The 23589-nt window shown below is 61.6% G+C and carries 20 protein-coding genes and 1 riboswitch; of the genes, 12 read left to right on the top strand and 8 right to left on the bottom strand.

From position 1 onward, the window contains the following. The first annotated feature begins 276 nt into the window (after window positions 1-276). The 3 genes from HB676_RS20920 (at window position 277) to HB676_RS20930 (ending at window position 3536) form a co-directional block, all read left to right on the top strand. On the top strand, window positions 277-1488 hold the full coding sequence (locus HB676_RS20920; RefSeq protein WP_213740012.1) for an aspartate aminotransferase family protein: 1212 nt from the start codon (window positions 277-279) through the stop codon (window positions 1486-1488). Next, on the top strand, window positions 1485-2411 hold the full coding sequence (gene argF / locus HB676_RS20925; protein WP_213740013.1) for an ornithine carbamoyltransferase: 927 nt from the start codon (window positions 1485-1487) through the stop codon (window positions 2409-2411). Before HB676_RS20920 ends, argF begins: the two co-directional genes overlap by 4 nt. 120 nt (window positions 2412-2531) lie before the next feature. After that, on the top strand, window positions 2532-3536 hold the full coding sequence (locus tag HB676_RS20930; protein ID WP_213740014.1) for an Hsp33 family molecular chaperone: 1005 nt from the start codon (window positions 2532-2534) through the stop codon (window positions 3534-3536). A 6-nt stretch (window positions 3537-3542) separates the two neighbouring features. Here the strand turns inward: HB676_RS20930 and HB676_RS20935 are convergent, their stop codons facing one another. Continuing rightward, complete coding sequence (locus HB676_RS20935) at window positions 3543-4415, bottom strand: aldose 1-epimerase family protein (protein WP_213740016.1); 873 nt, start codon at window positions 4413-4415, stop codon at window positions 3543-3545. Window positions 4416-4578: 163 nt separating this feature from the next. On the opposite strand from HB676_RS20935, the gene HB676_RS20940 reads away from it, so the two are divergent. After that, window positions 4579-5364, top strand: coding sequence for an outer membrane beta-barrel protein (locus tag HB676_RS20940; RefSeq protein ID WP_213740018.1), 786 nt, complete (start codon window positions 4579-4581; stop codon window positions 5362-5364). A 70-nt stretch (window positions 5365-5434) separates the two neighbouring features. Here the strand turns inward: HB676_RS20940 and HB676_RS20945 are convergent, their stop codons facing one another. The 3 genes from HB676_RS20945 to mdcA all read right to left on the bottom strand — a co-directional run bounded on the left by HB676_RS20945 (window position 5435) and on the right by mdcA (window position 9427). Next, a complete protein-coding gene (locus HB676_RS20945) occupies window positions 5435-6166 on the bottom strand; it encodes an alpha/beta hydrolase (protein ID WP_249780381.1) in 732 nt (243 codons plus the stop codon). Between the two features lie 126 nt (window positions 6167-6292). Then, on the bottom strand, window positions 6293-7714 hold the full coding sequence (locus HB676_RS20950) for a malonyl-CoA decarboxylase (RefSeq protein WP_213740020.1): 1422 nt from the start codon (window positions 7712-7714) through the stop codon (window positions 6293-6295). A gap of 60 nt (window positions 7715-7774) precedes the next feature. Next, the gene (gene mdcA, locus HB676_RS20955; protein WP_213740022.1) at window positions 7775-9427 is read right to left on the bottom strand and encodes a malonate decarboxylase subunit alpha; all 1653 of its coding nucleotides are present in this window, start codon (window positions 9425-9427) and stop codon (window positions 7775-7777) included. Window positions 9428-9546: 119 nt separating this feature from the next. On the opposite strand from mdcA, the gene HB676_RS20960 reads away from it, so the two are divergent. Further along, window positions 9547-10410, top strand: coding sequence for a LysR substrate-binding domain-containing protein (locus tag HB676_RS20960; protein WP_213740023.1), 864 nt, complete (start codon window positions 9547-9549; stop codon window positions 10408-10410). A gap of 128 nt (window positions 10411-10538) precedes the next feature. On the opposite strand, the gene apaG is transcribed toward HB676_RS20960, so the two are convergent. Beyond that, window positions 10539-10931: a Co2+/Mg2+ efflux protein ApaG gene (apaG, locus tag HB676_RS20965; RefSeq protein WP_213740024.1), complete on the bottom strand. Its 393-nt coding sequence runs from the start codon at window positions 10929-10931 to the stop codon at window positions 10539-10541. A 237-nt stretch (window positions 10932-11168) separates the two neighbouring features. On the opposite strand from apaG, the gene HB676_RS20970 reads away from it, so the two are divergent. From HB676_RS20970 to HB676_RS20980, 3 genes are read left to right on the top strand one after another with little or no spacing between them, the layout of a single operon-like run. Next, window positions 11169-12440: an OpgC domain-containing protein gene (locus tag HB676_RS20970; RefSeq protein WP_213740025.1), complete on the top strand. Its 1272-nt coding sequence runs from the start codon at window positions 11169-11171 to the stop codon at window positions 12438-12440. Continuing rightward, window positions 12437-13204 (top strand): SGNH/GDSL hydrolase family protein, encoded by a 768-nt coding sequence (locus HB676_RS20975; protein WP_213740026.1) that lies wholly within the window; start codon window positions 12437-12439, stop codon window positions 13202-13204. Before HB676_RS20970 ends, HB676_RS20975 begins: the two co-directional genes overlap by 4 nt. A 13-nt stretch (window positions 13205-13217) precedes the next feature. Beyond that, entirely contained in the window at window positions 13218-14237 is a 1020-nt protein-coding gene (locus HB676_RS20980) for an SGNH/GDSL hydrolase family protein (RefSeq protein ID WP_213740027.1), read from the top strand. Between the two features lie 156 nt (window positions 14238-14393). Here the strand turns inward: HB676_RS20980 and HB676_RS20985 are convergent, their stop codons facing one another. Further along, complete coding sequence (locus HB676_RS20985) at window positions 14394-15599, bottom strand: O-succinylhomoserine sulfhydrylase (protein ID WP_213740028.1); 1206 nt, start codon at window positions 15597-15599, stop codon at window positions 14394-14396. 72 nt (window positions 15600-15671) lie between these two features. After that, window positions 15672-15751, bottom strand: a riboswitch (SAM riboswitch). A 219-nt stretch (window positions 15752-15970) separates the two neighbouring features. On the opposite strand from HB676_RS20985, the gene HB676_RS20990 reads away from it, so the two are divergent. After that, window positions 15971-17077 (top strand): 2'-deoxycytidine 5'-triphosphate deaminase, encoded by a 1107-nt coding sequence (locus tag HB676_RS20990; protein WP_213740029.1) that lies wholly within the window; start codon window positions 15971-15973, stop codon window positions 17075-17077. A 125-nt stretch (window positions 17078-17202) separates the two neighbouring features. Here HB676_RS20990 and HB676_RS20995 read toward each other — a convergent pair whose 3' ends face one another. Then, on the bottom strand, window positions 17203-18552 hold the full coding sequence (locus HB676_RS20995) for a sorbosone dehydrogenase family protein (RefSeq protein WP_213740031.1): 1350 nt from the start codon (window positions 18550-18552) through the stop codon (window positions 17203-17205). 283 nt (window positions 18553-18835) lie between these two features. Here HB676_RS20995 and HB676_RS21000 point away from each other — a divergent pair, with 283 nt between their 5' ends. After that, window positions 18836-20290, top strand: coding sequence for an MATE family efflux transporter (locus HB676_RS21000; RefSeq protein WP_213740033.1), 1455 nt, complete (start codon window positions 18836-18838; stop codon window positions 20288-20290). Window positions 20291-20421: 131 nt separating this feature from the next. On the opposite strand, the gene HB676_RS21005 is transcribed toward HB676_RS21000, so the two are convergent. Then, window positions 20422-21003 carry a methylated-DNA--[protein]-cysteine S-methyltransferase gene (locus HB676_RS21005; RefSeq protein ID WP_213740036.1) on the bottom strand — a complete coding sequence of 194 codons (582 nt, stop codon included), beginning with the start codon at window positions 21001-21003 and terminating at the stop codon, window positions 20422-20424. Between the two features lie 261 nt (window positions 21004-21264). Here HB676_RS21005 and HB676_RS21010 point away from each other — a divergent pair, with 261 nt between their 5' ends. Together HB676_RS21010 and HB676_RS21015 are read left to right on the top strand one after the other, a co-directional pair. Then, window positions 21265-22215, top strand: a complete 951-nt coding sequence (locus HB676_RS21010; protein WP_213740037.1) for a helix-turn-helix domain-containing protein — start codon at window positions 21265-21267, stop codon at window positions 22213-22215. A gap of 102 nt (window positions 22216-22317) precedes the next feature. Beyond that, complete coding sequence (locus tag HB676_RS21015) at window positions 22318-23559, top strand: acyl-CoA dehydrogenase family protein (protein ID WP_346347396.1); 1242 nt, start codon at window positions 22318-22320, stop codon at window positions 23557-23559. Window positions 23560-23589 lie beyond the last annotated feature (30 nt).

Consider the following 23589-nt stretch of genomic DNA (forward strand, 5'->3'; position numbering starts at 1 on the left):
TGTCGTACCCGACAGCCGAGAAGCTACAATATGGCGTGACTCCGGCGCAAGAGTCCGCATCGTTGCGTCCACATGTTCCGTTATTTAAGCACTGTAATCGGCCTTTTCCACGGCACCGCAATTCTACGGGGACTGTTGACACCTATCGCCGCGCGCATAGAATGATTGCCACGTGCCGCCCCGAAAAGGCGGCACGTTTTGTTTTCCGAGGCTGATTGTTGATGCGATCGCGTCAATGCGCGCATCAAGAACAGTCCAAACGTTCAAGTGATCGCCATGACCAAGAGCGCCACGTCGCATCTGCTTCCCGTATTCGCCAGGGTCGATCTCGGTTTCGAGCGCGGCGAGGGTGCATGGTTGGTCGCCACCAATGGCGAGCGTTATCTCGATTTCACCTCCGGCGTCGCGGTGAATGCGCTCGGCCATGCGCATCCGCATCTGGTCGCAGCCCTGCAGGAGCAGGCCACCAAGCTGTGGCACATGTCGAACCTGTTCAAGAGCCCCGATGGCGAACGGCTCGCGGCACGGCTGTGCGAAGTGAGTTTCGCTGATTTCGTGTTCTTCGCAAATTCCGGCGCCGAGGCGATGGAATGCGCGATCAAGATCACGCGCAAACATCACGCCGCCAAGGGCCATCCGGAACGCTATCGCATCATCACCTTCGACGGCGCGTTTCACGGACGCACGCTGGCGACGCTGGCGGCAACCGGCTCGGCCAAATATCTCGAAGGCTTCGGGCCGCCGATGGACGGCTTCGATCAGGTGCTGCTCGGCGATCTCGACGCCGTCAAGAAAGCGATCGGCCCGCAGACCGCCGGCATCCTGATCGAGCCGCTGCAGGGCGAAGGCGGCGTGCGCGCCGCACCGCATGCGTTCTTTCGGGCGCTGCGCGAGCTTTGCGACGACAACGGCCTGCTGCTGGTTTTCGACGAAGTGCAGACCGGCATGGGCCGCACCGGCGAGCTGTTCGCGCATCAACGCCTCGGCGTCACGCCGGACGTGATGTCGCTGGCCAAGGCGCTCGGCGGCGGCTTTCCGATCGGTGCCTGTCTGGCGACCGCCGACGCGGCGGCCGGCATGACGCCGGGTTCGCACGGCTCGACCTTCGGCGGCAATCCGCTGGCGGTTGCGGCGGCCAATGCCGTGCTCGACGTGATGCTGAAACCGGGCTTCTTCGACCACGTGCAGAAGATGTCGCTGCTGTTCAAGCAGAAGCTGGCCTCGGTGGTCGATCGCCATCCGGACGTGCTCTCCGAAGTGCGCGGTGAGGGGCTGTTGATCGGCGTCAAGGCCGTGGTGCCGTCGACGGATCTGGTGGCGGCCCTGCGCGATCAGAAACTGCTCACGGTCGGCGCCGGTGACAATGTGGTGCGGCTGCTGCCGCCCTTGATCGTCACTGAGGCGGAGATCGAGGAAGGCGTACAGCGGCTCGAGCGCGCCTGCACGGCGTTGTCGGGCGATCATTCAAAACGGGCGGCGGTGCTATGAGCAAGCCGCCGCGCCATTTTCTCGATCTCAACGAGCTTCCCACCAAAGAGCTGCGCAACATGCTCGACGCCGGTGTAGCGCTGAAGGCGAAGCAGAAGCAGGATGCCAAGCCGCCAAGGCCGCTCGAGGGCAAGACCCTTGCGATGATTTTCGAAAAGCCCTCGACCCGCACCCGGGTGTCGTTCGATGTCGGAATGCGCCAGCTTGGCGGTGAATCGATCATGCTGACCGGCGCCGAAATGCAGCTCGGACGCGGCGAAACCATCGCCGACACCGCGCGGGTACTGTCGCGCTATGTCGATGCGATCATGATCCGCATCCTCAACCATGATGCGCTGCTTGAACTGGCCGCGCACGCCACCGTGCCCGTCATCAATGGGCTGACGCGGCGCTCGCATCCCTGCCAGGTGATGGCGGATCTGATGACGTTCGAGGAGCATCGCGGTCCGATCCAGGGCCGGACCATTGCCTGGACCGGCGACGACAACAATGTGCTGGCGTCATGGGCGCACGCGGCAGAGCGCTTTCGTTTTAATCTGCACGTCGCGACTCCGCCGCAGCTGGCGCCGAACAAGTCGATGAAGGACTGGATCAAGGCGACGCAGGCGCCGATCGTACTTGGCAACGATCCCGAAGCCGCAGTGCGTGGCGCCGATTGCGTGGTCACCGACACCTGGTTCTCGATGGGGGACAAGGACGGTGAGCATCGCCACAATTTGCTGAAACCCTATCAGGTCAACGCCAAGCTGATGTCGCTGGCCAAACCCGATGCGCTGTTCATGCATTGCCTGCCCGCCCATCGCGGCGACGAGGTGACGGATGAAGTGATCGATGGTCCGCAGTCGGTGGTGTTCGACGAGGCCGAGAACCGCCTGCACGCGCAAAAGGGTATTTTGGCGTGGTGCTTCGGGACGGTGGCGTAGTTTTATTCGACGCGAGAACTCTCAACGAGTCGTCCCGGCGAAGGCCGGGACGACTCGTTGAGATATTTTCGGGCGTTCCAAGCCCTTCCGATTTACGCCGACCAACCCCAAATAAGCCCCATGACCTCACAATCCCCCGACATCAAAATACCAGATGAAACCCCGGTCCGTGCGCCGTCGGCCGTTCCGGTCGACGATGCGGTGCTGCCGTTCGAGGTTGCGTCACTCGATCTGCGCGGCCGCCTGACCAGGCTCGGCCCTGCGCTCGACGACGTCCTCACCAAGCATGATTATCCGCCCGCGGTCGGTAAATTGCTCGGCGAGGCGATCGTGCTGACCACGCTGCTCGGCTCATCGCTTAAATTCGACGGCCGCTTTATCCTGCAGACCCAGACCGACGGGCCGGTGTCGTTCCTGATCGTGGATTTCCAGGCACCGGATCGCCTGCGCGCCTATGCGCGCTTCGACGCCAAGCGGCTGGTCGACGGGCAGGATTCCGGAGCGCTGCTCGGAAAAGGTCATCTCGCCATGACCATTGATCAGGGCGCGGATATGAGCCGCTATCAGGGGCTGGTCGCACTTGAGGGCAGCAATCTGGAAGACGCCGCCCATGAATATTTCCTGCGCTCGGAACAGATTCCGACGCGGGTTCGGCTCGCGGTCGGCGAAGAATGGCGCGGCGGCGGCGACGGGCCGAAACATCGCTGGCGCGCCGGCGGCATGCTGCTGCAGTTTCTGCCCAAGGCGCCGGAGCGGGCGCGGCAGGCTGACCTGCATCCGGGCGATGCCCCCGAAGGCGCGGTGACCCATGAAGTTGCCGAAGACGATGCCTGGGTCGAAGGCCAGTCGCTGATCTCGACCGTCGAGGATGTCGAACTGATCGATCCGGATCTGTCGGGCGAGCGGCTGTTGTACCGGCTGTTTCACGAGCGCGGCGTGCGGGTGTTCGCGCCGCTGCCGCTCCGCGCGAAATGTTCGTGCTCGCGCGACGCGGTATCGGCGATGCTCGGCAGCTTCGCCGCCCAGGATCGCGCCGACATGGTCAAGGATGGCAAGGTGGTCGTAACCTGCGAGTTCTGCAGCTCGGTCTACGAATTCACGCCGCAGGAAGCCGGCGTGGAATAACGGCGCTTATCCGACACGAATTCGATAACTCAGCGTGCGATGCTTGGCCGGTGCGATCTGCATCAGACCAGGCTTGTCGGTGAACTCGCCGTCGAAATCGACGGGGCTTGCAAAGCCATGCCAAGGCTCGATGCATAGCAATTGCGCGCCATCCAGTTTCGCCCACACCCCGAGTTCACGGAATCCCTGCCAGGCCACATCGATCGATGGGCCGCGATCGGCGCTGTAACGTACCGATGTGCTGGCAGGGCGATCCAGAATGATCGCGTCGTCTTCAAAGAGCTGTTCCGAAAGGACGAGGGTTTTGCCCTGGATCGGCGTGGGCTCGGGAAGGGTTCGAAGCAATCCGTTTTTCAGGCGGCGGATCGGCGCGCTCTCTTCGCTGGAGAAGGTCAGCCGATAGGCCTCCTTGGGGAGTCCCGGCAGCAACGGCCAGTTGAAAGCCGGATGGCCGCCGATCGATGTAGGCAGCATTTCCTCGCCGGTGTTGGTGACTTCATAGCTCACATGCAGATCGGCTCTGTCCAGTGTGTAGGTGACCGCCAATTTGAATGCGAATGGATAGCGGGCACGGGTTTCCGCATCATCGTTGAGAACCAGTGTGCACGATGCCGGCCCGCGCTCGGCCCAATCGAAACGACGGTCACGCGCAAAACCGTGCTGCGTCATCGGAAAGACTTTCCCCTGATGCCGCAACGCATCGTTCTTCAGCTTGCCGATGATCGGAAACAGGATCGGCGCATGGCGCGGCCAGACCGCGCCGGCCTGCCAGAGCAGCTCGAGCCCTTGCCTTTCTTTGAGCGAAACCAGTTCGGCGCCGTCCGGAGCGATGATCGCCGTGATGTCGTCACTGCGGAGTGTGTGGCGGTCTTTGTTCATAGGGCACTCGCTTGGGGGCTCTCGCTCATGGTCCAAAAAGGTAAACATCGGATCGCCGGTCCGGGGTACAATTTCCTCGATATGTTGCCACTATATCACAGGCAGTTTTCCGATTTTGGCGTAAAAACCCTGCAAGCATAAGTTGATAGGTGGGGACGCCATCATGAGGAAACTTCTTTTGGCAGGTAGCGTATTGGCGCTGTTCGCAGCCGCCCCTGCTTTGGCAGCGGATCTTCCGGCTCAGGCCATCCCGGCCAAGGCCCCGGTCTATATCCCGCCACCGATCTACAACTGGAACGGCTTCTATGTCGGCGGTCATGTCGGCGGTGGCTGGTCTTCGCAGCAAGCGACCGAGCTTGCTCCGGGCGTGGCGGCCTTTCCGACCGGGACCGTATTCAACAAAAACAACATGAGCGGCTTTTTCGGCGGCGTGCAGGGCGGCTTCAATTGGCAGGTCAGCAATGTCGTTTTCGGCATCGAAGGCGAATATTCCTGGGCCGACGTGAACGGCTCCGTCACGACCGTAAGTCCGGTCTTTGGCGGATTCAGCAGCAACGTGACGGCCAAGGACAAGGACTATGCGCTGGCAACAGGCCGTATCGGTTACGCCGCGGATAACTGGCTGTTCTTTGCGAAGGGCGGCGGCGCCTGGGGTCAGACCAGCTCGACCGGGACCGGTCTGCTCGCAAACGGGACCGTGTTCGAAACAAATACCGCCAACTCCAACCGCAGCGGCTGGGTCGTTGGCGCGGGTGTCGAATGGGGCTTCGCGCCCAACTGGTCTGCCAAGGTCGAATACAATCACATCGATTTTGGCTCCAGCAACGTCACGGTTCTCGGCACCGTCACCGGCGCTTCGAGCATAAGCGTTTCGAATACGGTCGAGGTGGTGAAGGGCGGCGTCAACTATCGCTTCAACTGGGGCAGCCCCGTCGTCGCGAAGTACTGACGCTGCCGGGTTTTCCCGATGGCAGCAAAAAGGCCGGCGAACCTGCCGGCCTTTTATTTTGCGCGTTGGCCTAGCCGGCCGCCTCAAGGATCAAATTCGCGATCGTGTCCGGCTGCGAGATCAGGGAAAGATGGCTCGCTTTCACTTCGATCGTCTTCGCGCCCATTCGTTTCGCCATGAATCGTTCGAGCTCCGGATTGATGGTGCGGTCCTCCGTGGAGACCGCGTACCAGCTCGGCTTCGACCGCCAGGCGGCATGGGTCGTTTTACCGGCCAGCAGACTTCGCTTGAACGGGGCCTGGACGGCGTAAAGTACGCGCGCCTTTTCCGCGGGAAGGTCTCCGGCGAAGTCGCGCAGGAAGGCCTCTTCGCTCAACTGTCCCTCATCGCCGGACCAGACGATCCCTGCTGAGGCGGGTGGTGTCGGATATTGCTTGGCCAGCGCGGTGTAATCTTCGCCGGCATCGGGGGCCCGCGCCGCGACGTAAACAAGCGACGACACCTTCGGGTCCACACCGGCTTCGGTGACGATCATGCCGGCAAAGGAGTGACCGACCAGTACGGTCGGTCCTTCCTGCAGAGCGAGCGCGCGTTGCGTCGCCTCAACCGCGTCCTGCAGACTGGTCAACGGATTCTGCACCGCCGTGGCCCGGATGCCTTTTGACTGAAGTCTTGCAATGACTTCGGACCAGCACGATCCGTCGGCAAAAAGCCCATGCACAAGCACGACGTTTCGGGCTTTTGGCAATGGTTGCGCCGCGGCCTTACTCTGCAGAAGCGGGATCGCCGCTCCGGCTGCCATCATGCCGACGAAGGCACGGCGATTCATCCGATATCCCTGCGCGAGTTCATCCTGGTTGCTCATTGAAGTTCTCCTTTGCGTTGAATGATAATTGACTGTTGGCGATGTCGAGTTGGCGAAATTCGATTACGGCTTCGCCTGCCGTTTCTTGTGGCCTGAGTTTGATGCCGGAGTATGTTCGGACAGCAGCGCATCCACCTCGGCGGAGCGCACGACCGCTCCGTCATTGACGAAAGCCTCATGGTTGCTCTCGATCGTTTCGAGGTCGTACAGATAGTTCACCATGACGCCGAACGATTCACTGATGCCGCGCGGATCGGTATTCCCGAGCCAGTTGATCCGCTCAAGACGCGCGCCATTTCCCAAATGAAAGCGCGCGACAGGATCGGCCGGTTCTTGCGCCGTGGCGCGGTGGGTCAAATAGGTTGCGCAGAGATCCAGCAGTCGCGGCCTCAGGGATTCGTCTGGAAGCGCATCAGCCCCCGACTGGACCAGCGAGACGGCCTCTGCATCGTTCGTTGAAGCGGCTTGCTTCGCCAGCCATCGCCGGAATCCCGGCACAGGTGACAATGTTGAGAAACGTGTCAGATGCGGCAGCTCGCCCTTTAATTCTTCGACCACCTGCTTGATCAGGAAATTGCCAAAGGAAATTCCGCGCAGGCCGTCCTGGCAGTTCGATATCGAGTAAAAGATCGCCGTATCGGCAAGCGATGCGCGATTGCGGGCGGCTTCGTCGTCGGTATCCTGAACGAGCAATGGCTGAACGGCGCCCGCCAATCCCCGGACAAGGGCGACTTCCACAAAGATCAGCGGATCGTCCGGCAATGCCGGATGAAAGAAAGCAAAGCAACGGCGGTCCGGCGCCAGCCGGCGACGCAGATCATCCCAGCCGTGGATTTCATGCACCGCTTCGTAGGCGATCAGCTTCTCCAGGACGGCAGCCGGAGACTGCCAGTCGATGCGGCGCAGTTCGAGAAAACCCCGGTTGAACCATGATGCAAACAGGTGCTTCAGGTCGCGGTCGAGCAACTTCAAGGCTGGCTCGTCGCGCAAATGTCCGGCGATTTCCTTGCGCATCGCGACCAATGCGCTCGTGCCGCCGGGCGCCATATTCATGCGTCGCAACAGTTCCTGCCGGGGTGGATCGGCGGCCTGCGCCAGCACCGCTGCGGCCTCGGCCGTGGGGGCTGAGAGATAGGTCTCTGCCGCGACTCGCAGCATCGCCGTATCCGGCGTGAATTCCGCCGCCAAAAATCGCTGGAATTTCAGGCGATCTGCCGCGGCGAGGCTGCCGATGGCCTCGTGCAGTTCGCGCGAGACCACCGCGCCGGAGGCTTCGCCACGTTCGGACAGCAATGCTTGCGCAAGCTTCCTGGCGTGGTCGAGTTGACTGACCGCGGCGATGGGCTGTCTTGCGCCGTTGCGCAAACCTAGCGTGCTGCGGAGGCGATCCAGCCAGGACGGGGACCTGGCGGAGTTGAGGCGGTTACCTGGCGATCCCTTGTCTGCAGAACGCGCATGGGGCGCCTTAACGGTATTCGATGTCATCTCGGTATCCTCTTCATCTGTCGATGTTACGTGCGGCAATCTTGCGGCCGGGCATCGCGGCTAGACGGCGGTGGCATGCCGGCGAAATTTCGCGGGCGGCGCGTACAGGCCGCCGGAGGAAACGACGAGATCGTCAATCGTTTTGGCGGACAACAAGTCACGCGTCGCCTCGCGTACGTCGATACCCAGATCGGTCGGGCGCATGACGATTTTGCGCCGGCGCAGATCGTCGGTCATGTCCTGCGATTGCGCGTGTCCGAAATCGGTATCTCCGGCGATCGCGCGCAATGCGCCTTCCCGTTCACTTGGCGAACGGCAAAGCAGAAGATTGGCGACGCCCTCTTCGGTGATGACATGGGTGACGTCGTCGCCATAGATCATCACGGGTGGCAATGCGAAGCCCGCTGTCGCTGCGAGGTCGACGGCGTCCAGTCGCTCGACGAAACTCGGAGTTCCATCCGGCTGGCGGGTATTCACCATTTGAACGACGAGCTTGCGTCCCCGGTTGTCGTCGCCAGCGTCACGGCCCGCACGTAACCACGCCGTGCTGGTGTGCCGGCGCCCGCGCGCATCCGCGCCCATGTTGGGTGCGCCGCCGAACCCGGCGATCCGGTCCTTTGTCGCCGTCGAACTGTTGCCCTGCGCGTCAATCTGAAGCGTGGCGCCGACAAAGAGGTCGCAGGCATATTGGCCGGCGACCTGCGCCAGTGCGCGGTTTGAGCGCAGATGACCGTCTGCGCCGACGGAAAAGACGTCCGAACGTTCCGAGACGTAACGCTCCATTCCGACTTCGGAACCGAAGCAATAGACGCTTTCGACAAAGCCGGCCTCGATCGCCGGGATCAGCGTCGGGTGCGGATTAAGAACGAAATTGGTCGCCACCTTGCCCTTCAGCCCGCGTGCTGCGGCGAAAGTGGGCAGGATCAATTCAATCGCGGCGGTCGCATAGCCGATGCCGTGATTGAGCCGGCGGATTTCATAGGGTTCGTAGACTGCGGCGATCGCCATCATCGCCATCAATATCTTGTCTTCGCGAATTTTGGCGGGATCGCGCGTGAACAACGGCTCGATTGCGTAGGGCGCGGGGCTCTGCACGACAAAATTGACCCAGCCGCCGGGAATATCGACGCGGGGCAGGCGTTCAACAATCTCATTGACCTGCGCCACGACGATACCGCCGTTGAACGCTGCGGCTTCCGCGATGACGGGCGTGTCCTCGGTGTTCGGACCGGTGTAGAGGTTGCCCTCCCGGTCCGCCTTGTCGGCGACCACCAGCGCGACACGCGGCGTCAGATCCACCAGCATGCGTGCGTAAAGTTCCAGATAAGTGTGGATCGCGCCGATCTTCAGCGAGCCGGTCGAGACCAGTTCCGCAAGCTTCCGGCTTTGCGGCCCGGCAAAAGCGAAATCCAGCCGGCTGGCAACACCACGCTCGAAAACAGTCAGATGATCGGGCCGCGCCAACACCGACTGCACCATATGCAGGTCGTGCAAGCGCGTGGGATCTGCCTTGGCGAGAGCCGCCGCGAGGAAGTCGGCCTGCTTCTGATTGTCGCCTTCGATCGCGACGCGGTCGCCCGGTTCAATAACCGCCTCGAGCAAGTCCGTGATCCGCTTAGACGGGCAGATCTTGGTGTCTGAGCCGATCACCTCTGCGGCTCGTGCCAAACGTTCGCTGCGGTTCGTCGCGCGCTGGTTCGATCTTGCCACCATGACTGGTCCCTTTCCCGGTTTCGCCTATCGGCATCTCGTGACCAGGAAGGTAGGGCGAGGCTATTGATTATAGAAACGATATTTTATAATATGATTGATCGTAAATATGGATCAATAGAATGATGGAATTTGAGCTGCTTCGTTCGTTCATTGCCGTCGCCGATTGCGGCGGCTTTCACCGCGCAGCCGAGCAGCTCAACCTGACGCAATCGACCGTCAGCCAGCAGATCAAGCGGCTTGAGCTTGAGATCAAAAGGCCGCTGTTTCGCCGCACGACGCGGACGGTCGCCTTGACCGACGACGGCGAGATGCTGCTGGGCGATGCGCGCCGCCTGCTGCAGCTTGAAGAAGCCGCCCGTCACCGGCTCACGGCCCCGCGGCTGTCCGGGACCGTGCGCCTCGGCGCCAACGAGGAAGTCGCCAGTGGCTCCCTGCCTTCGGCGCTGGGCCGGTTTGCCAGCCTGCATCCGGACGTAAAGCTGGAGGTCCAGATCGGCGTCAGTTCGGAAATGATCGAACAGCTCGATGCGGGACGTCTGGATGTCGTATTTGCAAAGCGTCCATTGGGATCATCAAGAGGCCGTCTGGTATGGCGCGAACCGCTGGTCTGGGCTGCTTCGGAGTCGTTTGATCCCGTGCCCGGCGCGGCGCTCCCGCTGGCCCTGTATCGCGAGAACTCTGTCTCGCGCGACGCCGCGCTCACGGCGCTGCGTGCCAGCGAACTGGTCTGGCAGATCGTCTACACAAGCCCAAGTCTCACCGGTGTTCGCGCCGCAGCGCTTGCAGGTCTTGCAATAACGCCGCTTCCAGCAAGTGCTGTTATCGGGGGCCTTCGTTCCCTGGGCGCGGAAACCGGCTTACCGCCATTGCCCGATCTTGAATTTACAATCTTCGAAAAGCGCCGCCCTGACGCTGCCGCCACCGCGCTCGCGGCCGTGCTTTTCTCGCTCGGCCAGGCGGCGGTTCGGCCAATCGTGAGTTAGAACGCGATGAACCGGCGCATGGTGATGTCCTATGCCATCTGACGAAAACACCTTCGTCATGCCCGGACTTGATCCGGGCATCCATCAATCTTCGCCAGAATCTTCAGAACGAGATGGATTGCCGGGTCCTAATTCAGCACCCGCTTGCTGTCGGGGCTATCCAGCGAAAATGTCGGCACGTCGATCTCGAAGCGTTCGCCGCTTTCGCTTTCCATCTGGTAGCTGCCGGTCATGAAGCCCGACGTGGTCGCCAGCGGCACGCCGCTGGTATATTCGAAGCGTTCACCAGGTGCGAGCACGGGTTGTTCGCCAACCACGCCTTCGCCGCGGACTTCCTGCTTGCGGCCGGAGGCATCGGTGATGATCCAGTGCCGGGTCCGCAACTGCACGGTCTCCGCGCCGGTGTTGATGATCACAATGGTATACGACCAGAAATATTGACGGTTTTCCGCCGACGAACGTTCAGGCATGAAGTTCGGCTCAACGGTGACTTCGATCTGGCGGGTAACGGCGCGGTACATGCGGGCTAATCTTCCGAATCCTGCGGCGGCTTCATCAATCGTTCGGGCGGAACCAATGAACCAGGCAAGCCCCGCTATTGTAACGCCAATCGTCGTTTCAACATAGTTCGGACCTAAAGCGCAACCCGTTGGCCAATGGGGCGTAACTTGGGGGCGTAACTTGCCTGCAACCCATTGGCGGCCGATACTATCTCTTGAGTCCCGCAGGGGTGGCCAACCTGCTCCAGACGGTGCCAGATGACGTCGATAGCCGATCGAATTGCCGGACCGCCGCTTGCCGGCGCAGCGGATGTTATCGTGGATACCCCCGCGACGGCCCCGGCCGCGCCACCGCTCCCTGTTATTTCGGCTCCTCCCAGCGGCGAACGTGAACTGCGGCTCGATTTGTTTCGCGGCCTCGCGCTGTGGCTGATCTTCATCGATCATCTGCCGCCGAATATCCTGACCTGGCTGACGATCCGCAATTACGGATTCAGCGACGCCACCGAAATTTTCATTTTCATCTCGGGCTACACCGCGGCCTTTGTGTACGGCCGCGCGATGCGGGAGGCCGGCTTCGTGATCGCGACCGCGCGCATCCTGCGCCGGGTCTGGCAGATCTATGTCGCGCATGTCTTTCTGTTCACGATCTTCCTCGCGGAAATTTCCTATGTGGCCACCAGTTTCGAGAACCCGCTGTACTCGGAAGAAATGGGCATCATGGATTTTCTCAAGCAGCCCGATGTGACCATCGTCCAGGCGCTGCTGCTGAGATTTCGTCCTGTCAACATGGACGTGCTGCCGCTCTACATCGTGCTGATGCTTTTCCTGCCGCTGATCCTGTGGCTGATGAAATGGAAAGCCGATGTCACGCTGGCGCTGTCGGTCCTGCTCTATGCGATCACCTGGGAATACGATCTGTATCTGAGCGCGTATCCGAACGGCTTCTGGGCGTTCAATCCCTTCGCCTGGCAATTGCTGTTCGTGTTCGGCGCGTGGTGCGCGCAAGGCGGCGCGAAGCGGATGTCGCGCATCCTGTCGTCGCCGGTCACATTATGGATTTCGTTCGCCTACCTGTTCGCCGCGTTCTGCGTCACGCTGACCTGGTACGTGCCGCAGCTCAGCCATCTGATGCCGCGCCGGCTCGAGCAATGGATGTATCCGATCAGCAAGACCGACCTGGACGTGTTGCGGTTCGCGCATTTCCTGGCGCTGGCGGCGGTGACGGTGCGCTTCCTGCCCAAGGACTGGCCCGGGTTGAAATCGCCCTGGTTGCGGCCGCTAATCCTGTGCGGACAGCATTCGCTGGAGATTTTCTGCCTCGGCGTGTTCCTGGCGTTCGCAGGGCATTTCCTGCTCGCGGAAGTCTCCGGCGGCGCCGGAATGCATTTCGTTATCAGTATTTCCGGAATCCTGATTATGTCCGCCGCGGCATGGTTGTTTTCATGGTACAAGTATTCCGCCGACAAGAATTCATCCCGGAAAAGGGACGCTGGCGGCAACGCCGATATGGCGGGAGGGGGGTCATGAGGTCTCACTCAGGTTTGATCCTGGGCTTGACGATGCTGGCGGGTGTTTTGTCCGCCGCCCCCGCACGCGCCGAGGAACCGGCCGTCAGTTGCGAGGTTCCAGACTATCTGCTCGCCAGTGAAAGCGCGCTGCCGAAGGTCGCGGAGGCCATAAAAACCGGCCATTCGCTGGATATTCTCGTCGTGGGCAGCCGATCGTCGACGATCAATACAACCAATGCGTCGGATGCGAGCGCTTATCCCGGCAGGTTGCAGGCGATCCTGAAAGAGAAGTTACCGTCGGTCGCAGTCAACGTATCCGTAGAAATACAGGCCAAGAAAACCGCCGAAGAAGTTGCTGCCGATATGGTTAAGGTGGTTGAAGGCAAAAAGCCGACTTTGGTTATCTGGCAGACCGGTACCGTCGATGCTATGCGATCCGTCGATCCCGAGGATTTTCGCAGCGCCGTCGACGAGGGAGTTGTTGCGCTGCGGGAAGCTGGAACCGATGTGGTCCTGATGAATCCGCAATACAGCCCGCGCACCGAGACGATGATTTCCGCGCCGCCGTACCTAGATAGTATGCGTGTGGTGGCGCAGCAGCACGATGTTCCCCTGTTCGACCGCTTCGCCATCATGCGGCACTGGAACGAGTCGGGGGACTTCGACCTGTTCAGCACGGTCCATGGCATCGAACTTGCCAAGCGTGTCCATGATTGCCTTGGCCGCGCACTGTCGCAATTTGTGATTAATGCGGGCCACAGCATTCCGGCCCAGCAGAATTGAGGATCAGGCGTTTATGAGTTCGACGAATTTTTACCGCTCTTTTTGCCGTGTGACATTGCTGGCCGCTGTTGCGATCGCCACGTCTGTATCGCTGACGCCGGTGGCGAACGCGCAGACCGCTCAAGCTACGCAACAAGCTGCATTATCCGACGGTGCCAAGTCTGAGGACGCCAAGGTTTCCACGCCGCAGATCAGCGCGAGCGATGTCCAGCCGGTCGACGATTCCAATCCGTCGCAGCCGAAAAGCATCACCAGCAAGGCGATCGAAAAGGTGAAGCAGGTCGCCAAATCGGCCAGCGACATTTTCAGCCGCGTGCCGTGCCTGCCGCCGAAGGGCGGCGCCAAATCGATGGGCTCGCTGCCGCATGTCGCGAACAAGCTGGCTTCCGGGGACCCCGTGACGATCGTCGCCTTCGGATCGTCATCGACACAGGGCTATGGCACGACATCTCCCGAATTCACCTATCCCAATCGGTTGGCGGCGCAGTTGCATCGGCATTATCCGGGCGCCGACATCACGGTGGTCAATGCCGGCAAGGGCGGCGAAGACGCGCCCGAAATGATGAAGCGGCTGCAGGACGAGGTGATCGAAAAAAAACCGGATCTGGTGATCTGGCAGGTCGGCACCAATGCGGTGCTGCGTAATCTCGATCCCGCCGAGACTGCAAAGCTGGTGGAGGATGGCGTCACCCGCATTCAGGCCGCGGGCGCCGATCTCGTGCTGGTCGATCCGCAATATTCGCCGCGGGTCACTGAGCGCGCGGAGAGCGCCAGCCAGATGATCAAGCTGCTCGGTAAAGTTGCCGACCTTCGCCATGTCGGCATCTTCCCGCGCTTCGAGGTGATGCGCGAATGGCACGAGAACCAGGCGCTCCCGATCGACAGTTTTGTGATTGCCGACGGCCTGCACATGAACGACTGGGGTTATGCCTGTTTCGCCCAATTGCTCGGCGACGACATCATCAAGTCGGTCGGCCAGATCAAGCTCGGTGTCAACGTGCAGTCACGGGTGCGCGCCTATCGGCCGATGTGAAATCGATCTATCGGTGTCGTCCCGGCGAAGGCCGGGACCCATAACCACAGGACGATGTGGATAGAAGAAGGTCTTTAACACCGTCTTTCGTTAGCACCGCCGCGGCGTATGGGTCCCGGCTCGGTGGCCGGGACGACAGCGGTGTTGTGGTTAGACTCACGCCTTCTCCAGCGCCGCCTGCAAATCCTCGATCAGATCGTCGCGGTGTTCGAGGCCGGCCGAGAACCGGATAAAGCCTTCGCTGATGCCGAGTTCGGCACGCGCTTCCGGCGTCAGCCGTTGATGCGTGGTGGTGGCCGGATGGGTGACGAGGCTCTTGGCATCGCCAAGATTGTTTGAAATCCGCGCCAGCTTCAGCCCGTTGAGCGTGCGGAACGCCGCCGCCTTGCCGCCCTTGACCTCGAAGCCGACCAGCGTCGATCCGGCACGCATCTGCTTCTTAACCAAAGCGGCCTGCGGATGATCGGCGCGGCCGGGATAAATCAACCGCGAGATCTTCGGATGCTTCGCCAAGGCTTCGGCCACGCTGGCGGCGGTTTCGGTCTGGGCGCGGACGCGGACCGCCAGCGTCTCCAGGCCCTTGAGCAGCATCCAGGCGTTGAACGGCGACATCGACGGGCCGGTCTGGCGCATGAAGGTATGGATGTGCTCGGTGATGAAGGCTTCCGACGACAGGATGATGCCGCCGAGGCAACGGCCCTGACCGTCGATGTGCTTGGTCGCGGAATACACCACGACATCGGCGCCGAGCGTGAGCGGACTTTGCCAGAGCGGCGTCGCGAACACATTGTCGACGATCAGCCGAGCGCCAGCCTTGTGCGCGATCTCGGCAATGGCGCCGATGTCGAGCACGTCGAGCGTCGGATTGGTCGGGCTTTCCAGGAAGCAGCTCTTGGTGTTCGGCTGCATCGCTTTCTTCCACTGGTCGAGATCGAGGCCATCGACCAGCGTCGATTGAATACCATAGCGCGGCAGCAGATCTTCCACCACATAGCGGCATGATCCGAACATCGCCTTGGCCGCAACCACGTGGTCGCCGGCTTTCAGCGGCGCGAGGATGGCCGTCGTCACCGCTGCCATGCCGGTCGCGGTAGCGCGGGCGGCTTCCGCGCCCTCAAGTTCGATCATGCGGCGCTCGAACATCGAGATATTGGGATTGGAAAAGCGCGAATAGATGAAGCCGGGATCTTCGCCGTTGAAGCGCGCCTCGCATTGCTCGGCGGTGTCGTAGACAAAGCCCTGGGTCAGAAACAGCGCCTCGGATGTTTCGCCGAATTGCGAGCGTAACGAGCCGGAATGAACTAGCCGGGTTTCCGGGCGGTAATGGGCTGTCGGCGAGGTGGGTGCGGTAGACTCAGACATGTGACCTCCGTCGTGACCACCCTTGAAAATGGTCACAAAAAAACCGGCCTGGAAAAATTCCACAGGCCGGGATCACACGTGTCCCCGGCCTGTTTAGCGACTTATTTTACGTGGCTGCAAGCCGGCCGGCTCAAATCACCACGGGATAAGTCATGCTCTTATTCGGTCGCGCCCTTTCCGTCAAGGCGGCCATCGGATAACCGATAAAAGCCTGTATTTTCAGTGTCTAGAGCATGATACCGAGGTGAGAATCGGTTTTCCGAAAAGGTCATGCTCAAACAAGGTCATGCTCAAACAAAGAGATGCGATCATAACCGGATCGGTCCATGATCACCATGACGGTAACGAAGTCACCCCGGGGACCCCCAATCGTGTCGTTTACGCTTCCACCCGACGCCAATGGCATTCTGCCCGACCGCATGATCGCGGCAATGGCGGATGCAGGCCTGATCCTGCCGGCCTATCCCTTTGTCGAAAGCCAGATCCAGCCGGCAAGCCTCGACCTGCGGCTGGGCGACATCGCCTATCGGGTGCGTGCCAGTTTCCTGCCCGGACCGGGTGCAACGGTGGCCGAGCGCATCGACGAACTGAAACTGCACGAGATCGACCTGACTGATGGTGCAGTGCTGGAGACCAACTGCGTCTACATCGTGCCGCTACTGGAATCGCTGGCGCTGCCGCCGGAAATCGTCGCCGCCGCTAATCCAAAGAGTTCGACCGGTCGGCTCGATGTATTCACCCGCGTGATCGCGGATGGCACGCGCCGGTTCGATATGATTGGCGCGGGTTATCACGGCCCGCTCTATGCCGAGATCAGTCCAAAAACCTTTCCGGTATTGCTGCGCGAGGGATCGCGGCTTTCCCAGGTGCGCTTTCGCACCGGTGATGCGATCCTCAACGCCGACGAACTCGACGCGTTGCATGAGCTGGAACGTCTGGTCGATGCCGACGATGCCGATCTCGTCAACGGTGTCGCGCTCAGTGTCGATCTCAGCGGCGAGAATGCCGGTGGCTTCGTCGGTTACCGCGCCAAACGCCATACCGGCGTGGTCGATATCGACCGTCGCGGCGGTTACTCGGTCGATGAATTCTGGGAGCCGATTTCCGCGCGGCCCGACGGCAGCCTCATTCTCGATCCCGGCGAGTTCTATATTCTGGCCTCCAAGGAAGCGGTCCAGGTGCCGCCGGATTATGCCGCCGAGATGGTGCCGTTCGATCCGCTGGTCGGCGAATTCCGTGTGCACTATGCAGGATTTTTCGATCCCGGTTTCGGCTATGCCGGCGCCGGCGGGCAGGGGTCCCGCGCGGTGCTGGAAGTGCGTTCGCGCGAGGTGCCGTTCATCCTTGAGCACGGTCAGATCGTCGGTCGGCTGGTCTACGAGAAAATGCTGGGCCGTCCCGACGCGCTCTACGGCCAGCGCATCGGCTCGAACTATCAGGCGCAGGGCCTGAAACTGAGCAAGCATTTCCGGGTGTAATTGGCGTAACTCAACTATCGCCCTCATCCTGAGGAGCGCGCCTGGCGCGCGTCTCGAAGGATGAACCGTTCCGGGCTTCATGGTTCGAGACGGCGCTAACGCGCCTCCTCACCATGAGGATTGAACTATCGCGCCGCTGACTTCGCCGACGGCATCACGCGCCATATCGTATTGCCGACATCGTCAGCCACCAGCAGCGCGCCCTGCTTGTCGATCCGCACGCCGACCGGGCGGCCTTGTGCCTCACCATCGGCGTTGAGGAAGCCGGTCAGCACGTCCTGCGGTTTGCCCGAGGGCATGCCGTTGGTGAACGGTACGAAGATCACTTTATATCCAGCGCGCGGCTTGCGATTCCACGAACCGTGCTGGCCGACAAAGGCGCCATTGGCCATCTCGGGCGGAAACAATTTTCCGGTGTTGAACGTCAGTCCCAGTGATGCGGTGTGCGCTCCCAGCGCATAATCCGGCGCGATTGCCTTGGCTACCAGATCGGGCCGCTGCGGTTCGACGCGGGTATCGACATGCTGACCGTAATAGCTGTAGGGCCAGCCGTAGAACGCGCCGTCTTTCACCGAGGTCATGTAGTCGGGGACTAGATCGTTGCCGAGTTCGTCGCGCTCATTGACCGTGACCCATAGCGCGCCGCTTTGCGGTTGCCAGGACGGCCCGTTCGGATTGCGCAGGCCCGAGGCGAACACGCGCCACTTGCCGCTGGCGCGATCGACTTCGAGCACCGCGGCGCGGTTGGTCTCGGCCTCCACGCCATTCTCGCCGACATTGCTGTTGGAGCCGACGGTCGCATAAAGTTTGGTGCCGTCGGGACTGGCGGTGAGATCCTTGGTCCAGTGATGGTTGATGCGGCCGGCGGGCAAATCCGCCAGCTTGACGCCGGGCGCGGTGATTTTGGTATCGCCGGCGTGATAGGGGAATTTCATGATCGCATCGGAATCGGCGACATAGAAATCATCGCCGACCAAGACCATGCCGAACGGCGAATTCAGCCCTTCCAGAAATACGCTTTTGGTTTCGGCGACGCCATCGCCATCGGCGTCGCGCAACAGCGTGATGCGGTTCGCGGTCGGATTGTTGGCGCCGGCGCGGCCCATCACTAATTTGGTCACCCAGGCCTTGATGCCGCTACCGTCGTCAGGCTTCGGCGGCGCATTGGTCTCGGCCACCAGCACATCGCCATTGGGCAGCACGTATACCGTGCGCGGATGGTCGAGCCCGGTCGCGAAGGCATTGACAGCCATGCCGTTGGCGGCGACGGGCTTGCCGCCGGCGGGCCAACCGATCGCCTTGGCGACATTGACCGTCGGCATCCAGGAATGCTCCGGCGCCGGCAAAGTGGGCGAAGACCCGAAGGTCTGTTCGGTCGCGGCGGTGTCCTTCTCGTTGCAGGCGGCGAGCGGAAGCGCCAGAATCCCGACCGAGGCGAGCAGCATAAGTTTTTTGACCGGCATCGTGTGGCGCATGTTTGTCCCTCGCTTGAGCCCATACAATACGGGAAGCCGGCGGATGTTCACGGCCTTTGCCATGAATTTCGCGTGAAATAAGGCTCAGCCGGTTCGCACTGCACAAGCAAGACCTGAAAACGCTCTACGGAGCGCGGCACAGCACATATTCCCCTTGGCTCCGCAGGCTGCCCATGCGCCCGCCGCAGGTGAAATCGGAATCGTCCGTGCTAGGAAATATTCAGGCGCGGCAGGCAGATCGCGCGGGAGCGTGATCGACGTCGCGTTCCGCAGGGAGAAACCATTGCCCGATATCGCGGTCGCCGAAATACCTGTCGATGAAAAGGAGCGTCCGCTTCCGCCGCCCGAGCCACGTGCGAAAGATGCGCTGCTCGATGGCCCGATTTTACCCACGCTGTTGCGGCTGTCGTGGCCCAATCTGATTGCGCTCAGCGCCGGCACCTGCGTGGTGATTGCCGAGACTTCCTATATCGGCCGGCTCGGCGTCGAGTCGCTGGCGGCGATGGCGCTGGTGTTTCCGTTTGTGATCCTGACCATGACGATGTCGGGCGGCGCGATGGGCGGCGGTGTGGCCTCGGCGATCGCACGGGCGCTCGGCGCCGGTGACGTTGACCGTGCGTCAACGCTTGCCGCGCATGCGCTGTTGATCGGCATCTGCTTCGGGCTGACATTCATGCTGCTGATGCTGATCTTTGGCCCCGCGCTGCTGGCGCTGCTCGGCGGCCGCGGCAATGTGCTGGCCAACGCGGTCGGCTATGCGCAGATTTTCTTCGGCGGCGCGGTGCTGCCCTGGCTGATGAACAGCATGGCGGGAGTCCTGCGCGGAACCGGCAACATGAAGCTGCCGTCGCTGATGATCTTGAGTTCTGCCGTGTTCCAGATCATTCTCGGCGGCACGCTCGGGCTTGGTCTGGGCCCGGTGCCGCAATTCGGCATGCGCGGCGTCGCCGCGGGGTCGCTGATCGCGTATCTGATCAGCATCTCCGTGATGGGATGGTATCTGTTCTCGGGGCGGGCGCGCGTCATTCCCAGGATATTTGGGCTTCGCATCCGCTGGGCGATGTTCATCGATATCCTGAAAGTCGGCGCGGTCTCGTGTTTCTCGCCGCTGCAATCGGTGCTCACCATCAGTATCTTCACGCACATGCTGGCCGGTTTCGGCACGGCCGTTCTGGCCGGCTACGGCATCGGCGCGCGGCTCGAATTCATGCTGACGTCGGTGGCCTTCGCGATCGGGATCGCATCGGTGCCGATGGTCGGGATGGCGATCGGTGCCGGACGGATCGCGCGGGCGCGGCGGATCGCATGGACCGCGGGATCGGTGTCGTTCGTGTCCGTCGGCCTGATCGGCACGTTCATCGCGATCTTCCCGGATTTGTGGGTCAATATATTCACGGGTGACGCGAGCGTGCGCGCCGCGAGCCATGAATATCTGTCGACCGCGGCGCCGATGTACGCCTTTATCGGGCTTGCGATGTCGATGTATTTTTCCTCGCAGGGCGCCGCCAAGGTGATCGGACCCGTGCTGGCGCAGAGCGCACGGCTGTTGTTTATCGCCGGTGGCGGCTGGTGGCTGTCGACGCATCATGCGACGGCGTCGAACTTCTTCGTGCTTGCGGCAGCCTCGATGGTGGCGCTCGGCGCATTCTCGGCTTCGAGCGTGATCCTGACGCGGTGGGGCCCGAAGCCAAGCGAGGTCGCGCCAACCCGTCCGGCGCTATCCGGCGTGGTTGATTAGAGCGTTTTCGAGCGAAGTGGATACCGGTTCGCGTGAAGAAACGCGTCAAAACAAAAGATTAGAGCCCGGTTCTGATTCAATCAGAACCGATAAGGTTCCAGGATCACATTGCGGGCGGCAACGGCGGTTTGCTAGCCCTGCGGCCGGGGCGGGGCAACGGGCAGCAACACGTCGAACAGGGTCTTGCTGCTCATCATCCCATGCGCGCCTTCGATCGACAGCAGCCGGCGCTTGGAGATGGCGCCGCCGTTCGGCGAGATCTTGTCGGCATAGCTGCCGGCCTCGAGTACGCGATGGCACGGCACGATGATCATGAAGGGATTTCTGGAAATCGCCTGCGCCACCGAATGCACGGCGCCCGACGCCCGCAGGCTGGCGGCGACCTCGCCATAGGTGCGGGTTTCGCCGCGCGGGATGGTCCGGGCGAATTCGTAAACCCGCATATTGAAGGGGTGAATGCCGCTGATATCGAGTCTGACGTCGGTTAGGTCGGAAGACTGGCCGCGCAGTAGCGCGACGATGCCTTCGATCGCGATTTCGACATTTAGCGGCGGACGAAGTTCGCGCGCCTCGGGATATTGGCGCAGCATCCGGCCCCGGGTTTCGAGCTCGCGGGCCTCCGGCAACTGCACGCCGACGACGCCGTACCCGCTCCACGCGATAGCGCACCGGCCAATCCCGGTATCGAATATAGTGTACGCACGCCCCGCCATACCACCCCCAACCCCGCAGGGATCATAGCACCGCCACAAACCGGCGCACCTGGAAAATGAGGGTTCGGTTAAGGCGGGGGCTGGCAATGGCCGCCGCGTTTTTAGGCGACGAGTGGAGGATGCGATGCGCGCGATTTCAGGGATTTCCGGTTGAGGTCCGGTCTCGTGTGCCGTCGTTTATTTGACCTCGCTCCCCCCTGATGTATTCTCCTGCGCAGGCCCGAACCATGAAATTTGCAGCCGTGAATTCAGGGTGGTCCCATGCAGTGGTCGACAAAGGCGATTGAGGCGGACCGGCCCTTCGGAAGTTGGGCCGAGGATCTGGCCGACGCCTTCGTTCAGCTCGAACCGCGAAAAATCGCCGATCAGCCTTTCCAGGGAACGATCTCGCGAGCAGATGTCGCGTCAATCCAGATCTCGCGTGTCGATGCGACAAAGCACGTGGTTCTCCGGTTGCGTTCGCACATCGCGCGAAGCCTTGGCGATGTCTACTTTGTCAATCTCCAGCTTGATGGCGTCGGACGCTATACCCAGCGCGGCCACGAGCAGATCTGCGGGCCCGGAGATCTTGCGATCGTCGACACGACGGAGCCGTTCGAAATCGCGAATTGCCGGAATTTCAGCCTGTTTTGCTTCGCGGTGCCACGCAAGTTGTTGCCAAAAACTCTTGCCGAGCGGCCGCGGTTGAGGCTTTCCGCGACCGAGGCTGGCCGCGCGCTATCCCGCACACTCGCAGGACATGCAGATCTATGCCTTCGTTCCGAGCCGAATTCGGGAATCTCTGCCTTCGGCGCTCAACATGTCGTCGACCTGATATCCCACGTGCCGGGGATTCTGGAAGAAAGTCCGCCGGAGCGGGCCGGGCGGTCCGTCGTGCTGTCGATGATGCTCGACTATATCGATCGACACGCCGACGACCCCGAGCTTGGCGCGGCCACGCTTGCGCTGAAATTCCACTGCTCGCAACGATATGTGCACAAGCTGTTTGCCACCACGGGCCGCTCGGTCGGAGAACACATCAACGGGTTGCGGATTCTCGTTTGCACCCGGAATTTGCTGGATCACGCGCATCGACGCGCAACCATTGCGGAAATCGCATTTAATGCCGGCTTCCGGGATATTTCGCATTTCAACCGGCTGTTCAAGCGCAGCAGCGGCCTGGCGCCGCGAGAATTCCGACGTGCCAACAGCACCGCCGACGGTACACAATAGGCCAAGGAATCGGTTCACCACCGTCCAAGACTTTCTCCCATCGGCAAGCTAGTCCTCGGCTGATCGCGGCGACATGCCGCTGAAGGTCGAGGAAACTCAACAGTGATTGATTTCACGCTCACGGCGCAACAGCGCGATCTCCAGCTCACCTCCCGCAAATTTGCCAAGGAGGTGCTGGGCGCGGCCAAGGCGGCCGAATTGCTGTCAACACCGGAAGAACGTTTTCTGGCGACCAGGCCGACCTATGAGGCGATGGTGGCGGCCGGCTATTTGCGCAAATGTATCCCGGCGCCGGCCGGTGGCGACAATGCCGGCATGATCGATATGGCGCTGCTTGCGGAAGAATTTTACAGCGTGAACGCCAGCGTGACGCTCACAATGCTTGGCACGGTGCTCGGGCTGTTGCCGCTTCTGCTCGGCGGAACCCCGGAACAGTGCATGCGGCTGCTCGGACCGTTTCTCAAAACCAGCGGCGCGCCGTTGGCCGGTTTCTGCTCCAGCGAGCCGGGGGGCAGCGCCAATGCCGCGTCGCCGCCGCCCGGCGAGGGCGTTCGCACCACGGCCAGGCGCGAGGGTGACAACTGGATCATCAATGGCCGCAAGAAATGGGTGTCGTCAGCCACCGGTTGGAATCGCGAAGGCGCCAATTTGCTCTGTGTGGTCTGCCGCACCGGTCCCACCGCGTCGCCCGAGACCGCAATGTCGATCATCGCGGTGGAAGGACCGGTAAAGGGTATCGTGTTCGAACGCGCGATCGACGCGATCGGTCACCGTGCGCATCTTGTGCCCGAGTTCAGTTTACAGAACGTCGCGACACCCCATCACAATCTTCTCGGACCGGAAGGTTCGGGGCTCGCACTGACGGCAGGAGCATTCACGGGCACCGCGGCACTCGTCGGCATCTTCGGCGTCGCGCTGATGCGCGCCGCATTCGACTATGCGCTGCATTTTGCCCGCACCGAAAAACGCGGCGGCGTTCATCCGATCATCGAGCACCAGGCGGTCGGATACGCCTTGGCCGACGCGAAGACCACGATCGAAGCCGCGCGCTATCTCAGTTGGCGCGCTTGCCATGCGCTCGATACCCAGTCGCCGGTGGCCGAGGAGCTTGCCGTCCAGGCAAAGATTTTCGGCTCCGAGTCGGCGGTGCGCGTGATCACCGATCTGATGCGCGTGGTCGGCATCGACAGCTACGATCACGAGGCGCCGTTCGGTCGTCTGTTGCAGGATGCGCTCGCACTTCCGATCTTCGACGGCGGCAATATGGGCATCCGACGGCGGCAACTGCACGCGCTGTTAAAACGAAGCGATTACGACCCGCTTGCCGCAAGCGGCGCGGCGTAGGGGGTGGGCTGATGATGTTCCCTTAGGAAG

The sequence above is a fragment of the Bradyrhizobium sp. dw_411 genome (assembly GCF_018449695.1).
Classification (GTDB): domain Bacteria; phylum Pseudomonadota; class Alphaproteobacteria; order Rhizobiales; family Xanthobacteraceae; genus Bradyrhizobium.